Raw genomic sequence first — 14,879 nt, 5'->3', positions numbered from 1 at the left:
ACTCAGCCCAATACACTAGCAAATAAATAAGATTTAAAAAAATCATTGTTGATGATAAATAAATTACCTATACAATAAACTGATTACCCATCAGATACTAAGAGAGAGATAATGAGCAGCCTAACTTCAGCCAATTTTATCGACAAATGCCAAGTTAAACTCACATCAAGTGCACAATATCAAAAATTAAAAGCACTACCTAAACTTCAGTTTTGGCTCGCTATACTGGGGCTATTTTTATTAACTCAAGTTATTGTCTTTGGGGCCTTATATCTATTCTTTGGCAAAATAGCGATGATCGGTTTTCTTGCCTGCGTCTTAGCTAGCTTAGCAACCGGACTTGGCGCATTACCCGCGGCCTTCTTTAAAGAGGTTTCCAATAATGTTTTTAATACCTTACTGGGGGCCGCGGCGGGCGTTATGCTTGCTGCTACAGCCTTTTCATTATTAGTTCCCGGCATAGAAGCAGGTAATGCATTATGGCCAGGTAAAGGGTTATGGGCGGTTGCCTTAGGCATGTTAGTCGGCGCTTTATTTTTACATTTAGCAGATAAAAAACTGCCGCACCTGCATTTTGATGATGCTTCCAATATCCAAACCGCTTCATTACAAAAAATCTGGCTATTTATTGTTGCTATTACTATCCATAACTTTCCAGAAGGTATGTCAGTCGGGGTTAGCTTTGGTACTGGAGATATGCATAATGGTACCGTCTTAGCTATCGCTATTGCCTTACAAAACATCCCTGAAGGACTAGCAGTCGCTTTGCCTTTGGTGGCGCTAGGTTATAACAAGTGGAAAGCTGTCGGCATTGCTACATTAACAGGATTAGTGGAGCCTATAGGTGGTATCTTAGGTATTACGATGGTTGCCACTTTCACTTCAATCATGCCTTTTGCCATGGGTTTTGCAGCTGGCGCGATGCTATTCGTTATTTCTGAAGAAATCATCCCTGAAACGCATGCTAATGGTCGTTCACGCTACGCTACTTTTGCCTTAATGATTGGTTTTATCATTATGATGGCCTTAGATAATTTGCTTGCTTAATATGATCGCTCTTATCCAGCGCGTTACACAGGCCAGTGTCTCAGTTGATGGCATACAAATAGGCGCAATAGAGCGCGGCATTATGGCCTTAATTGCTGTCGAAAAACAAGATAGCGAAAAATCCGCACAACGTTTATTTGAACGCATTGTGAACTACCGTATTTTTCCAGATGCAGATGACCGCATGAACTTAAATTTACCCGCCATTCAAGGGGGATTACTACTTGTTCCCCAATTCACTTTAGCAGCCGACACCAACTCAGGTAATCGCCCTAGCTTTACGCCTGCTGCCAGCCCCAAAAAAGGTGAAGCGTTATTTAATTATTTTGTTAGTTATGCTAAAAATAATTTTTCTCCTATACAAACGGGGCAATTCGGTGCCAATATGCAGGTAGCACTAATCAATGATGGTCCTGTTACTTTTACTCTAAAAGTTTAATTCCCTATGAACTTATTTTTACTCGAAGGCACGGCAATTTTCTTTTACTTTATAAGCTGCAGCCTGTTAATCAAAGATATTAAAGAAAAGCGCCACCAAAAAAAGGCTTTAATCGTTGCTTTAATCGCAGCACTAACACACTTGAGCACTATTTTGCTCAACGCATGGGAGCAACAAACGATTGATTTTGGTTTCTTTCATACCGCTTCCATTATTTCCGTGATTATTGTTTTTTTATTGTTGATCGCCTCTTTTTCAAAACCCGTTGAAAAATTAGGTATAGCTCTATTCCCCCTCGCGGCTGTTATGTTAGTTTTGGACTATATTTTTCCCGATCTAACACCTAATAAAACTGAGTATTCTCTTGCCATGAATACGCATATTCTCAGCTCTATTGTCGCTTTTTGCTTACTCACCATAGCAGCCTTTCAGGCACTCTTACTCGCCATACAAAACAAACAACTAAAAAGCCATAATCCTGGACGGTTAATGCTTTCATTCCCCCCACTGCAAGCCATGGAATCTTTATTATTCCAAATGATTAGTGCTGGCGTATTATTTTTAAGCATTTCCCTAATTAGTGGTTTTATTTTTATTGATGATCTATTTGCTCAGCATCTAGTTCACAAAACGATACTATCGATACTTGCCTGGCTCACTTTCTCGGCTCTATTAATAGGCAGAAAGCTTTATGGATGGCGCGGAAAAACAGCTATACGCTGGACTTTATACGGTTTTCTTGCCTTACTATTGGCTTATTTTGGCAGTAAATTCGTTTTAGAAATTATTCTTAATCAATAGCTTCTCACTAATACGATAACGCTTAAATTTATAATAAAAATAGTATAACCGGTTGTTTTTAAAATATTCTAATTCCATCGTTTATTTTGGGACTGCTATACTCGTTAGGTGACACACACTAAATAAGCTCCCCATATTGCGAGTTGCCTAAGCACTCAAAGCAAAGCTCAACCCCACTCTATCGAAAGGAGATGAACCATGAGTATGAACAACGTTTTAAGAAATACGCAGATTATGCGCTACCTATTTAGTCTTTTACTGCTCTCTGCATTGTGCTTTAATCAAGCTCAGGCAACCACAAGCCTCTTGACACTAAACCAAGCGACAATAAAAGAAGGTGAGGCATTAAAAGTTTATGTTGCAGTCAATCATGCGAAAACGGTGCTGCTAACGGATGTTTATCTTAGTGTAAAATTACCTGATGGAACCCGTGTTTACTATGTCAAGCATATTTCTGGTGTAATACCAACAGACCAGAAAACTCCTTTTGTTACGTCATGGTTAGTACATCCATTAGAAAAAACTCAACTACTGGATATTATGGTACCGCCAGGGCTCATTCATGGAAACTACCTATGGGAAGTTCAGATTGTAAAAGCAGGCAGCCAACCGGACAATAGTGAAAATATTATTACGACTGCAACGACATTATTAAAGCACAATGATATTTCTTATTTTCATATAAGTGAATCTGATAAGGGCACTATGGGGGACTTTAGTCCGCCAATCAGCGCCTTAACCCCCTCTTTTTCTTTCACATCCGGCGCTAGTGATGGGTCATTTGGCATCCCTTTTGAGTTACCTGGTAATGAACAAATTGCTGCTAATATATTAACTGCCGGAGATATTGACGATAATCTTAATTACACTGATTTTAAAAATTATATTACCAGACAATTAGAGAAAAATAACTCGCTTACCCAAAATCAAACGCCTCTGCCTACCTTTGCAACTGAAGACCGAGTTAAGATTAAAGTCTTAGATAGCAATGGTGTTGGTTTAGCAAATGCTCAAATTGAATTTAGTACCATTGCATCACAAAAAACCTTATTAAAAAGTTACACTGGCAGTGATGGAACCTTCTATCTCTTCCCTTTGTTTGATGGTATCAATGAAAAACAACTTAAGTTAAACATCTCAACAAATGAGAATGAGTCTTTTGCAGTAGATATTGATTTAGCGCAACTTACGATAGAAAGAGAATTGACTATAACGGCAAATACCCTGACCAGTAAATTGCCAGCGCAACTGGATTTAATGTTTATTATAGATACTACCGGCAGTATGGGAGACGAGCTAGACTACCTAACGGCGGAATTAAAAAATATTGTGACGGTTATTAGCGATAAATATTCCCAGCTAGCAATCAGGTATGGTTTAGTGGTCTATCGTGATATAGGAGATGAGTATATTGTTCATTCTTCTGCTTTTACGCAGTCTGTTGATGAAATGGAAAAACTGTTACAGAAACAGCGCGCATCGGGTGGGGGCGACTACCCAGAAGCAATGGAGCAAGGGTTAGAGCAAGCAATATCTGCCCCTTGGCACACTGGTAATACTGCACGCGTGGCTTTTTTGGTTGCCGATGCACCGCCACATGATGAAAATTTATTACCTATGTTAACGTTAAGCCATACGGCACGAGAGAAAGGGGTTCATATTTATTCTTTAGCCGCCAGTGGTGTTGCTGATACCGCCGAATACCTTATGCGCTCAATTTCGGTACTCACTCATTCTCGTTATTTGTTTTTAACTGATGATTCTGGGGTTGGCAATAGCCATGCGATACCAACTGTCCCTTGCTATCAGATAACTAAACTTAATGCGTCTATCATTCGTGCCATAGAGAGCGAATTGGCAGGCCAACGCATAGAAGAAGCTTCTACTGGCATTATTAAAGAGGTAGGTTCGCAACAAGACGGTCAGTGCTCATCAAATTGACCAAAATAGTACAAGTCAGCTTTATACCTCCCCCTTAAATTCACCTGCGCCCTATATAAATTAAGTACAAAATAACTTAAGAGGCGCAGAACTTTAGTCAGTGCTAATGCTTCATTTTTTAAGCTATATAATTTATACGGATAACTCCTCTCCTAAACCCATATTTTCAGGCACCCTGCCTTGAATCCGTAGCCATTTTTGTACACTGCCTGCTCAAGCTAATATTAAGGGCTATCAAGACATCTATTAAACATGTAAAATTGAAATATTTATTTTTCTAATTTGTAGGTAGGTCAAGTGAATTTTAGAGGTACAACAATTCTTTCTGTACGGCGCGGCGATAAAGTCGTTATCGGTGGTGATGGTCAAGTTACTTTGGGTAATACGGTAATGAAAGGTAATGCGCGCAAAGTGCGTCGCTTATATCATGATAAAGTCATTGCTGGCTTTGCGGGCGCGACAGCGGATGCATTTACACTCTTTGAACATTTCGAAGGAAAGCTAGAAAAGCACCACGGCAACCTGACTCGCGCCGCCGTTGAAATGGCGAAAGATTGGCGTACTGAGCGTTCTTTACGCAAACTAGAGGCGCTACTTTCTATTGCAGACAGTAAATCTTCCTTAATCATTTCCGGTAATGGTGATGTTATTGAGCCAGAATTTAATTTAATCGCCATTGGCTCAGGCGGCCCTTTTGCACAATCCGCAGCTCGTGCTTTACTAGAAAGCACCGACCTAAGCGCACGCGAAATTGTGGAAAGATCACTTAATATTGCAGCTGATATTTGTATTTATACTAACCACAATTTACGTATTGAAGAGCTAGACGCAGAACCAAAGGATTAAGAACACACATGACACAAATGACACCTAAAGAAATTGCCCACGAACTAGATAAGCATATTATTGGTCAAACAAGTGCTAAGCGCTCAGTCGCCATCGCTTTACGTAATCGCTGGAGACGCTCGCAAGTAGATATTGCTATACGCGATGAAATCACGCCTAAAAATATCCTTATGATTGGCCCAACAGGTGTGGGTAAAACTGAAATTGCACGCCGCTTAGCCCGCTTAGCTAATGCGCCATTTATTAAAATAGAAGCGACTAAATTCACCGAGGTTGGCTATGTTGGTCGTGATGTAGAATCCATCATCCGTGATTTAGTTGAAACAGCGATGAAAATGACGCGCGAAACAGCGACAGAAAAAGTACAAAATCGCGCTGCTGATGATGCTGAAGAAGCCGTACTCGATATTTTATTGCCACGCGCTGAAGGTGGCATGCTATCAGATACGGAAGCAGCGACACGCCAAAAAATGCGCAAAAAATTACGTGAAGGTGATTTTGATAACAAAGAAATTGAAATAGAAATTCAAACGTCACGTATCGGTGTTGAAATCATGGCACCACCCGGCATGGAAGAGATGACCAGCCAATTACAAGGCATGTTCCAAAACCTAAATAATGATAAAACCAAAACGCAGAAACTCGCCGTAAAAGATGCACTTAAGCTATTAACTGAAGAGCATGCTGCTAAACTTGTTAATGAAGACGAAATCAAATTAACGGCTGTAGAGTCAGTTGAGCAACATGGTATTGTCTTTTTAGATGAAATCGACAAAGTATGTAAACGCTCTGATAGCGGTGGTGGCGATGTATCTCGCGAAGGTGTGCAAAGAGATTTATTACCTTTAGTTGAAGGTAGTACGGTCAGCACTAAATATGGCATGATTAAAACCGATCATATTTTATTTATTGCTTCAGGTGCTTTTCATCTAACCAAACCTTCTGATTTAATCCCTGAATTACAAGGTCGTTTCCCTATTCGTGTTGAATTAGAGGCTTTAAGTAGTGCTGACTTTATACGTATTTTAACTGAGCCTGACGCATCTTTAACCGAACAGTACCAAGCTCTACTGGCAACAGAAGGTTTGAGTCTTAGCTTTAGTGAAGATGGAATTAAACGCATTGCTGAACTTGCTTGGGAGGTCAATGAAAAAACTGAAAACATTGGTGCTCGCCGCTTACACACGATATTGGAGCGGTTATTAGAATCTGTTTCTTTTGATGCACCTGATTTAGTTGATAAAGATATTATGATCACTGAAGCTTATGTCAATGATAATCTATCTGAATTCGTCCAAGATGAAGATTTAAGTCGATATATTTTATAATTATGCGTATTAAAGCCGAACCAATTAACACTTTCCCCACAGATATAAAGCTACATAAAGTATCACGTATACTTGAAGTCAGTTTTGATAATGGTCAAACCTTTCAGCTACCCTGTGAATACCTGCGTGTCTGCACACCATCAGCCGAAGCCATGGGGCATGCCCCAGGCCAAGAAACTTTGCAAATTGGCAAAGAAAACGTGACTATAAATGCCATTAGAGCTATTGGCAATTATGGTATTTCTCCTGATTTTAGTGATGGCCATAGTACTGGCATTTATACCTGGGAATTACTCTATAAACTCGGTAATGAATACGATGTTATATGGGCTAACTATTTAGAAGAACTAAAGGCAGCAAACCATACACGCATAGAACCCGCACAAAATTAAACTAATGGTTAGCACAGCATCCCTTAAATTTGTGATATAAAAACGTAACTTCTCATTATCCACGGGTATTTGAGCTATTAAGGTCTGTAGGATGCGCTTCCTATCGCCAGCACATCCTACGACTCTTTTTTCAGATTGTAGGCAAATAAAAAGCCTACCCCTTTATATTTTAAGATAAACCTATGACAACTAAAAATACGACCCACTTTGGTTTTAAACAAGTCGCCGAACAAGACAAGGTCAAATTAGTGCGCGGAGTTTTTGATTCTGTAGCAAGTCAGTATGACGTTATGAATGACTTAATGTCCCTCGGAATTCATCGCATCTGGAAACGGGTTGCCGTCCAATTAAGCAATGTCCGCGAAGGCGAGAAAGTACTCGATTTAGCAGGTGGTACGGGCGATTTAACGACACTTTTTGAAAAGCGCGTAGGTAAAAATGGCGCAATTGTTCTAGCCGATATTAATTCAGAAATGCTACGCACTGGACGTGACCGATTAATTGACCGCGGTTTAGTTGGCAATGTTAGCTATGCTCAAGTTAACGCTGAATGCCTACCTTTTGAGGATAATACTTTTGACTGCGTCTGTATTGCTTTTGGCTTACGTAACGTCACCGATAAAGATGCAGCCTTACGCTCTATGTACCGCGTACTCAAACCGGGTGGTCGCGTTATTGTTTTAGAATTTTCCCACCCAACAGATAAAGTGACAGAAAAAGTTTATGACTTTTATTCGTTTAAGTTATTGCCCAAAATTGGCAAAATTATTGCTAAAGACGAAGACAGCTACCGTTATTTAGCTGAATCGATTCGTATGCACCCTAAACAAGATGCACTAAAAGAAATGATGCAAAATGCAGGGCTAGAGCGTTGTGAGTATTTTAATATGTCACAAGGTATTGTCTCTGTACATAGGGGGTATAAATTTTAAGTCAGCAAATAAATGGCGCAATCCTCTGATTGCGCCTTACAAGCCCTACCCACCCCCTCCTCTCATTGCTGCTTATTAATCGTATGACAATCAAACCCTTACTTATTAACGCCTTTGAAACTGCGCTCAATAAATACCTTCACTTAGATGAAGATATTGATCTCTTTTTACAGCCATTAACGGGGAAAGTCATTGCTATTACTTTGCTCCCATTTAACGAAACGATATACCTCTGCCCTACAGCTCAGCGTATTCAGATTATGGATCAATATGCAGAAACTGCAGATACTACACTTAAAGGTTCATTACCTGCCTTTGGTTTAATGGGGCTAAGCTCTAAACCTGCCCGTTCATTTTTCTCTGGTGAAGTCACTATTGAAGGTGATCTAAATTTAGGTCACCACTTTCAACAATTATTTGCCCAACTGGATATAGACTTAGAAGAACAGCTATCACATTACACTGGCGATATTATTGCACATAAAGTGGGCAATCTTTTTCGCGGCCTCAATGATTGGCAACAAGAAAGCGCAAATACCTTAAAGCTTAATATCACTGAGTTTTTACAAGATGAAAGTAAAGACCTCCCGCCCGCACCTGAGATCAACATCTTTAGTCAACAAGTTGACCAGCTAAAAGAAGATTTTGACCGCCTCGAAGCACGCGTAACGCGTTTAAATGACACATTGAAAGCCAAACAAGCTTAAGGAAGATTACGTGAAGCACCCCAAACTAATTCTAAGGTTACTTAACATAAACTGGGTACTCATTACTCATGGGCTCGATGACCTCATTCTAAAAACGCATTTATTCAGGCCGCTACGTTTTCTAGCTATTTTCTCCCCTAATTTCTGGCGTAAAAAAGAATTTGGTACACGGGGAGAGCGCATCCGCCGTACTTTAGAAGATCTAGGGCCGATTTATGTTAAATTTGGCCAAGCACTATCTACGCGCAAAGATATATTGCCCGATGATATTGCCGATGAACTCGTCAAACTACAAGATAAAGTACCGCCTTTTTCTGACCAACAAGCACGCGAAGTTATCGAGCAAGAATTAGGTATGTCCATTGCAACGGCCTTTGCTGAATTTTCTTCCAGCCCTTTAGCTTCTGCCTCTGTTGCCCAAGTTCATGCGGCAGTTTTACATAGCGGTGAGCAAGTTATCGTTAAAGTTTTACGCCCTGATGTGGAAAAATGGATACATTCAGATATAGGTTTACTTTACGAGCTGGCTTATTTTGCTGAAAAATTCTGGACAGAAGCTAAGCGCTTACATGCCAAAGAAATTGTTGCTGAATTTGAAAAAACGCTACTTGATGAACTAGATCTTGTTAGAGAAGCAGGTAATGCAACAAAATTAAGGCGTAATTTTGAAAATTCTGATGCGCTTTATGTTCCTGCCATTCATTGGGAATTCACTCGTCGCAAAGTGCTCGTTATGGAACGCATCTATGGCATTCCCGTGGGTAATATCGAAGAATTACGTGTTGCAGGTGCTGATTTCAAATTATTGGCTGAACGCGGTGTAGAAATATTCTTTACCCAAGTCTTTAGAGATAATTTTTTTCATGCCGACATGCACCCTGGTAATATTTTTGTTGAACTACCAGGAAAATATATTGCGGTTGATTTTGGTATTGTTGGCACCTTATCTTCTTCCGACCAACGCTATTTAGCAGAAAACTTACTGGCTTTCTTTAACCGTGATTATCGCCGTGTCGCGGAAATGCATATACAGTCGGGCTGGGTTCCAGCACACACTCGTGTTGAAGAGTTTGAATCTGCTATTCGTAGCGTTTGTGAGCCTATTTTTGACAAACCTTTGAAGGATATTTCCTTTGGCTTATTACTATTACGTTTATTCCAAACCGCGCGCCGCTTTGATATGGAAGTGCAACCACAATTAGTGTTATTACAAAAAACTTTACTCAATATTGAAGGTCTAGGTCGTCAGCTTTACCCTGATTTAGATTTATGGCAAACTGCCAAACCTTTTTTAGAAGCTTGGTTTAAAGAGCGCGTTAGCCCAAAAGCCAAAATACAACAAGCACTCAAAAAATTCCCTGAATTAGCCGAGCACTTCCCTGAAATTCCAACGCTACTATTTCAAGTGCTCGATGATGCAGCACATACGAGTCAACGTGCTACAGCACACCACCAACAATTAGACCGACTACGTGAGGAAATGCAAAGCAACCATAAAGGAACGCTTTATGCTTTATTGGCCAGTGCCACTATGATTAGCGCAGCGATATTTTTCAACTAAAATGCTAATTAATATCCTTCCTAAAACAGAGATTTCTGCTAAAGAAAATTTACAGTGGCTGTTTATTCTTAGAAATTTAATGATAGGCGGTGAATCACTACTACTGCTGATTTCCATTGATATTTTAAAGATTCCATTACATCAAGAAGCACTTTGGCTCACTATTCTCGCTATCGGTACGGTTAATTTATACACTTGGATTCGCTTAAAAACCGATGTACCAGTGACCGAAATGGAGATTTTTTCACAATTAGCTATTGATGTTCTTGCTATTGCTGCACTTTTATATCTAACCGGCGGTGCAACCAACCCATTTACTTGGATTTTCTTGCTACCAGTTATTCTTACCGCAATCACGCTACCCCATGCCTACACTTGGTATATGGTTATATTAACAACAACTATATACACTTTTTTGATTCCCTACCATGCTTCTTTATTAAGTGTCGCCCCCCATTTAATGCATGCTGAGATGGGTGATATGGCGCATAATATGCATACTCAAGAAGATGAGGAATTTTTTAATTTTCATATCTTTGGTATGTGGTTTGGTTTTGTCTGTAGTGCAGGTTTAGTTGCATTTTTTTCTCTGGAACTATCTAACACGATTAAAGCGGGAGAACGTACACTGGCCGAAGCACGAGAAAAAGCCTTACAAGATGACCGAATTATCTCTTTAGGTACTTTGGCAGCAAGTGCCGCACATGACATGGGCACACCTTTAGGTACGATGGCTATTATTGCTCATGAATTAAAACATGATACAGGCCCAATAACGCAAACTGAATTGCATGAAAAAATGACCATCATGCAAGATCAAATTAACCGCTGCAAACAAGCCTTATCTGTTATGTCCGCCTCTGCTGGTGAATTACGCGCAGATTCAGGGCATATTACCTTGCTCAGCGATTATTTGGATGAAGTGATCATGCAATGGCGTAGCCAACAGCCTGGTGTTAAATTAAATTTACTTATTAACCCTGAAGCACCATTGCACTCCTCCATCATAGCTGAGCTCACCCTCACACATTCTTTAATTAATATCTTAAATAATGCCGCTGAAGCCTCACCTCAAGAAAAAGGCATTGATTTAGCGATTCATCGTTGCACACAAGAAAACTTTATTGGCCTACAAATACGCGACTACGGCCCTGGCATACCTGATGAATTACTGGATAAAATTGGCAAAGCCCCCATTAATAATAACAACCAAGGTTTAGGTGTTGGATTATTTCTTACCTACTCAACAATTAATCGTATAGGCGGTACAATAGAAGTCAGTAACTCACCTACAGGTGGTGCTTGTATTGATATTTTTCTACCTCTCGTCCCTAGCTAACTTATCACCTATGTCTGAAGAAACTCAAGCTCGCTTATTACTCGTTGATGACGACCAAACCTATTGCTCAGTCCTTAAATCAGCATTGGAAAAACGAGGCTTTGAGGTCTCTGTTGCCTACGATGTAAAAACCGGCCTTAGCTTAGCCGAGCAATTTGAACCCGAATATGCCGTTATTGATTTACGTATAGGCTACGAATCTGGCCTAGAATTAGTACAAAAACTGATTTCTTTGGATATCAATACACAAATTGTGATGCTAACCGGATTTGCTAGCATTGCCACAGCAGTTGAAGCAATCAAGCTCGGTGCTAAACATTATTTAACCAAGCCAGCTAATGCAGATGAAATATTACAAGCACTGAATAAAGACTCAGGTGACAGCTCAGTTGCCATTAATGAAAACCCACTATCAGTCAAACGCTTAGAATGGGAACATTTACAGAAAGTATTAATGGAACATGATGGCAATATTTCAGCGGCTGCACGTGCACTTAATATGCACCGCCGCACTTTACAACGAAAATTAGATAAGCGTCCGGTAAAAGAATAATGAGCACAGAAAACAAAGAACACCCTTTCGCAGAAACTATTCGTATTTTAGGTAAAGGAAAAAATGGTTCGCGCCCACTCACGCAAGAAGAGGCTTATCAAGCCATGCGCATGATTTTGGCGGGTGAAGTTGAAGACATACAACTCGGTGCCTTTTTAATGTTAATGCGAGTTAAAGAAGAAACACCAGAAGAACTCGCTGGTTTTGTACTCGCAGTGCGTGAAACGTTGCCTAAATATACAACTCAACAAGCAGACTTAGATTGGTCAGCTTATGCAGGTAAGCGTAGGCACTTACCTTGGTTTATATTGTCCAGCTTATTACTGGCAGAAAATGGTATTAAAGTTTTAATGCACGGTTCTGCCTCTCATTCAGAAAGCCGCCTATTTGTTCAAGACATATTACCTGTCTTTTCCTTGGCTCCAGCACAGTCCATTACTCAAGCCGAACAACAACTGCAAAGTAACAACTTTTCTTATTTATCATTAGAGCAGTTCTGCCCTACTTTAAATAAAATGATACACCTACGTTCGCTAATGGGTTTACGCTCACCCGTACATACTTTAGTACGTTTAATTAACCCCTTTAACGCGCCTTATAGCATCCAAGGTATTTTTCACCCAGGCTATCGCCCCGTACACCAAGAGGCTGCCTTACTTTTACAGCAGCCTCATATGGCCGTTTTAAAAGGCGAAGGAGGAGAAACAGAGCGTAACCCTGATATGGAGTGTTTAGTACAAAGCGTACATAATAATGAACTTTCAGAAGAAGTATGGCCAGCATTGTTCGCTCGCCGCCATGTCAAACCTAAGCAATTAGAGCCTAAGCAACTGATACAAGTTTGGCGTGATGAATGGCAGGATGAGTTTGCTCAAGCGAGCATTATTGGTACAACGGCTGTTGCTTTAAAGCTACTTGGAAAAGTTGCATCTCAGGCAGATGCGCATAATTTAGCAGAACAATATTGGCATAAACGAAATAAGAAGGCCTATGCGCCTCTATGATAAAACTCAGGAATCCCTTTGATATCGCCTTTTTCCATATGCTGATATTCAAGCCCTAATAGAGTTCCTTCATTATCATCGTGCTCAAACCAAATAATTTTTGCTTCACCCTGTAAATGTAACTTATCAAACTTAAATTCAATAAACATGCCTTCCTGAACTGCAACATACTCAGGAATACGTACCATTAGGCCTTCGACAGAGACATTCCGCGTCATAAACTCATAAACATTTTTAGCGATAAGCGCTTGACCCGGTGCAGCCATACTTTTTCGATAAGCTTTGCGTTTATATAAAAAATTATCTGCATCATAAGAAATTTGCTTAAATTCTAAACCAATTAATATATGCTGCCCATCCATGTCGACTCTAACAACTTCAGCTTCGCCTGCTAAATTTAATTTTTCTATAAAAATATCAACTAAACTAGATTGTTTAAGCAACAAAAATACATCATGCACATCATGAACACTAAGGGAAGTATCTATAGATACCAGCATGCCTGTAATTGAAAGATTTTGCACGTGCATTTCATGCTCTGCTCCGCCGATAAACATAAACCCTTTAAGGTCTAAATTTTTTCGGTAATTTTGTCTTGAATTTGTCATATTAATATTATTATTTATGCACCGGACAGTGTAATTTCATGACCCTAGAATTTATATGTCTTGTTTTTCATAGATTAGCTTATATTTAAAGAAAAACAATACTTTATGATAAAATTTCTGCAATTAAGATGAACTAAGTCAGCGGCATTAATAAAAAACCATGTGTAAACAAACTATTAGCCCTTTTTTCCTTATCTTATTTATTTTGTCATTAACAGCTTGCACCACCTCACCACCTAAAAACACTCACAATATTTGTCAAATTTTTAAAGAAAAAGATGACTGGTACAATGACAGTAAAGATTCTTATCTGAAATGGGGAGTTCCTATCCCTATACAAATGGCCATTATGCACCAAGAGTCTCGTTTTGTTGCTGATGCAAAACCGCCGAGACCTTGGTTGTTCGGTATTATCCCATGGTTTCGTAATAGTTCTGCCTATGGTTATCCACAAGCACAAGACAGCACTTGGGATTGGTATTTACGAGAAGCAGGTAGCTGGAGTGCGGATCGAGATGACTTTACAGATGCGAGTGATTTTATTGGCTGGTACTGCACTGTCAGTTATAAAAAATTAGGCATTTCTAAACTGGATACGATGAATCAATACCTCGCTTATCATGAGGGACATGGGGGATATAAACGGAAATCTTACCTAAAAAAGCCTTGGCTATTAAAAATAGCCAAAAAAGTGAACCGACAAGCACAAACTTTTAAGCAACAATTAAAGGGTTGTAAAGCTGAATTAGAAAGTAAAGGCTGGTTTTTTTGGTAAAATAACCAGCTTAACAATTAAAAGGAGTAAAAGTGAGTAAAATTCAACTCATTATTATTACAGTTTCCATTATCGTACTTATAGGACTTTTCATGTTTTCAAGAAATAACTCAGAACTTGCCCAAACCAACGCAACTGAAGGCGCTGCCTTTCTTGCTGAAAATGCCACTAAAGAAGGTGTTATCACGACAGCTAGTGGCTTACAATATACTATCCTTACTGATGCTGAAGGCGACAAACCTAACGCTACATCGAATGTAACCGTGCATTATAAAGGCACCACTTTGGATGGTGCTGAGTTTGATAGTTCTTATAGTCGTAACGCACCTGCTACTTTTCCTTTAAATCGCGTGATTAGCGGCTGGACTGAGGGCGTACAGCTAATGTCAGTAGGGGCGACTTACCGTTTCTTTATTCCCTCTGAACTAGCTTATGGCGCACAAGGTGCTGGTGGCGCGATTGGCCCTAATGCAACACTTATTTTTGATATTGAATTACTAAGTTTCTAATAAAATCTTAGCCTAGGAACGTGCATAGTAATCCGTTCAGATATCGTTCTCGCTGTTAACTCTCAAAGCTGTTAACTTAAGAAATAAGCAACTTTTC

16 protein-coding genes are annotated in these 14,879 nt (G+C 39.7%); 15 read left to right on the top strand and 1 reads right to left on the bottom strand.

The annotated features are described in order from the left end of the window. Positions 1-111 precede the first annotated feature (111 nt). The 13 genes from BQ7314_RS08125 to BQ7314_RS08065 all read left to right on the top strand — a co-directional run bounded on the left by BQ7314_RS08125 (position 112) and on the right by BQ7314_RS08065 (position 12,890). The gene (locus BQ7314_RS08125; protein WP_174483201.1) at positions 112-1,047 is read left to right on the top strand and encodes a ZIP family metal transporter; all 936 of its coding nucleotides are present in this window, start codon (positions 112-114) and stop codon (positions 1,045-1,047) included. 1 nt (position 1,048) lies between these two features. Beyond that, a complete protein-coding gene (dtd, locus tag BQ7314_RS08120; protein ID WP_174483200.1) occupies positions 1,049-1,486 on the top strand; it encodes a D-aminoacyl-tRNA deacylase in 438 nt (145 codons plus the stop codon). Positions 1,487-1,492: 6 nt separating this feature from the next. Continuing rightward, the gene (locus BQ7314_RS08115) at positions 1,493-2,287 is read left to right on the top strand and encodes a cytochrome C assembly family protein (RefSeq protein ID WP_174483199.1); all 795 of its coding nucleotides are present in this window, start codon (positions 1,493-1,495) and stop codon (positions 2,285-2,287) included. Between the two features lie 198 nt (positions 2,288-2,485). Continuing rightward, positions 2,486-4,228: a vWA domain-containing protein gene (locus BQ7314_RS08110; RefSeq protein ID WP_174483198.1), complete on the top strand. Its 1,743-nt coding sequence runs from the start codon at positions 2,486-2,488 to the stop codon at positions 4,226-4,228. A 297-nt stretch (positions 4,229-4,525) separates the two neighbouring features. Continuing rightward, positions 4,526-5,074 carry an ATP-dependent protease subunit HslV gene (gene hslV / locus BQ7314_RS08105; RefSeq protein WP_174483197.1) on the top strand — a complete coding sequence of 183 codons (549 nt, stop codon included), beginning with the start codon at positions 4,526-4,528 and terminating at the stop codon, positions 5,072-5,074. 8 nt (positions 5,075-5,082) lie between these two features. Beyond that, on the top strand, positions 5,083-6,402 hold the full coding sequence (gene hslU / locus BQ7314_RS08100) for an ATP-dependent protease ATPase subunit HslU (protein ID WP_174483196.1): 1,320 nt from the start codon (positions 5,083-5,085) through the stop codon (positions 6,400-6,402). 2 nt (positions 6,403-6,404) lie between these two features. Beyond that, positions 6,405-6,794 (top strand): gamma-butyrobetaine hydroxylase family protein, encoded by a 390-nt coding sequence (locus BQ7314_RS08095; protein WP_174483195.1) that lies wholly within the window; start codon positions 6,405-6,407, stop codon positions 6,792-6,794. 182 nt (positions 6,795-6,976) lie between these two features. Continuing rightward, entirely contained in the window at positions 6,977-7,726 is a 750-nt protein-coding gene (gene ubiE, locus BQ7314_RS08090) for a bifunctional demethylmenaquinone methyltransferase/2-methoxy-6-polyprenyl-1,4-benzoquinol methylase UbiE (protein ID WP_174483194.1), read from the top strand. Between the two features lie 83 nt (positions 7,727-7,809). Further along, a complete protein-coding gene (locus BQ7314_RS08085; RefSeq protein WP_174483193.1) occupies positions 7,810-8,433 on the top strand; it encodes a ubiquinone biosynthesis accessory factor UbiJ in 624 nt (207 codons plus the stop codon). A gap of 10 nt (positions 8,434-8,443) precedes the next feature. Next, complete coding sequence (gene ubiB / locus BQ7314_RS08080; RefSeq protein WP_174483192.1) at positions 8,444-9,994, top strand: ubiquinone biosynthesis regulatory protein kinase UbiB; 1,551 nt, start codon at positions 8,444-8,446, stop codon at positions 9,992-9,994. A gap of 1 nt (position 9,995) precedes the next feature. Next, positions 9,996-11,333 (top strand): ATP-binding protein, encoded by a 1,338-nt coding sequence (locus tag BQ7314_RS08075; protein WP_174483191.1) that lies wholly within the window; start codon positions 9,996-9,998, stop codon positions 11,331-11,333. Between the two features lie 10 nt (positions 11,334-11,343). Continuing rightward, positions 11,344-11,886, top strand: a complete 543-nt coding sequence (locus BQ7314_RS08070; RefSeq protein WP_174483190.1) for a response regulator transcription factor — start codon at positions 11,344-11,346, stop codon at positions 11,884-11,886. Then, a complete protein-coding gene (locus BQ7314_RS08065; protein ID WP_174483189.1) occupies positions 11,886-12,890 on the top strand; it encodes a glycosyl transferase family protein in 1,005 nt (334 codons plus the stop codon). The genes BQ7314_RS08070 and BQ7314_RS08065 overlap by 1 nt, the downstream gene beginning before the upstream one ends. On the opposite strand, the gene BQ7314_RS08060 is transcribed toward BQ7314_RS08065, so the two are convergent. Further along, on the bottom strand, positions 12,875-13,498 hold the full coding sequence (locus BQ7314_RS08060) for a PilZ domain-containing protein (protein ID WP_174483188.1): 624 nt from the start codon (positions 13,496-13,498) through the stop codon (positions 12,875-12,877). The genes BQ7314_RS08065 and BQ7314_RS08060 overlap by 16 nt on opposite strands. Before the next feature lie 160 nt (positions 13,499-13,658). Here BQ7314_RS08060 and BQ7314_RS08055 point away from each other — a divergent pair, with 160 nt between their 5' ends. Both BQ7314_RS08055 and BQ7314_RS08050 read left to right on the top strand, forming a co-directional pair. Then, positions 13,659-14,273, top strand: coding sequence for a transglycosylase SLT domain-containing protein (locus tag BQ7314_RS08055; RefSeq protein WP_174483187.1), 615 nt, complete (start codon positions 13,659-13,661; stop codon positions 14,271-14,273). A 41-nt stretch (positions 14,274-14,314) separates the two neighbouring features. After that, positions 14,315-14,782 (top strand): FKBP-type peptidyl-prolyl cis-trans isomerase, encoded by a 468-nt coding sequence (locus BQ7314_RS08050; RefSeq protein WP_425356637.1) that lies wholly within the window; start codon positions 14,315-14,317, stop codon positions 14,780-14,782. Positions 14,783-14,879 lie beyond the last annotated feature (97 nt).

It is taken from the genome of methanotrophic endosymbiont of Bathymodiolus puteoserpentis (Logatchev) (assembly GCF_900128525.1).
In the GTDB taxonomy this organism is placed as follows: domain Bacteria; phylum Pseudomonadota; class Gammaproteobacteria; order Methylococcales; family Methylomonadaceae; genus Methyloprofundus.
This window is presented reverse-complemented; position numbering and strand designations above follow the sequence as displayed.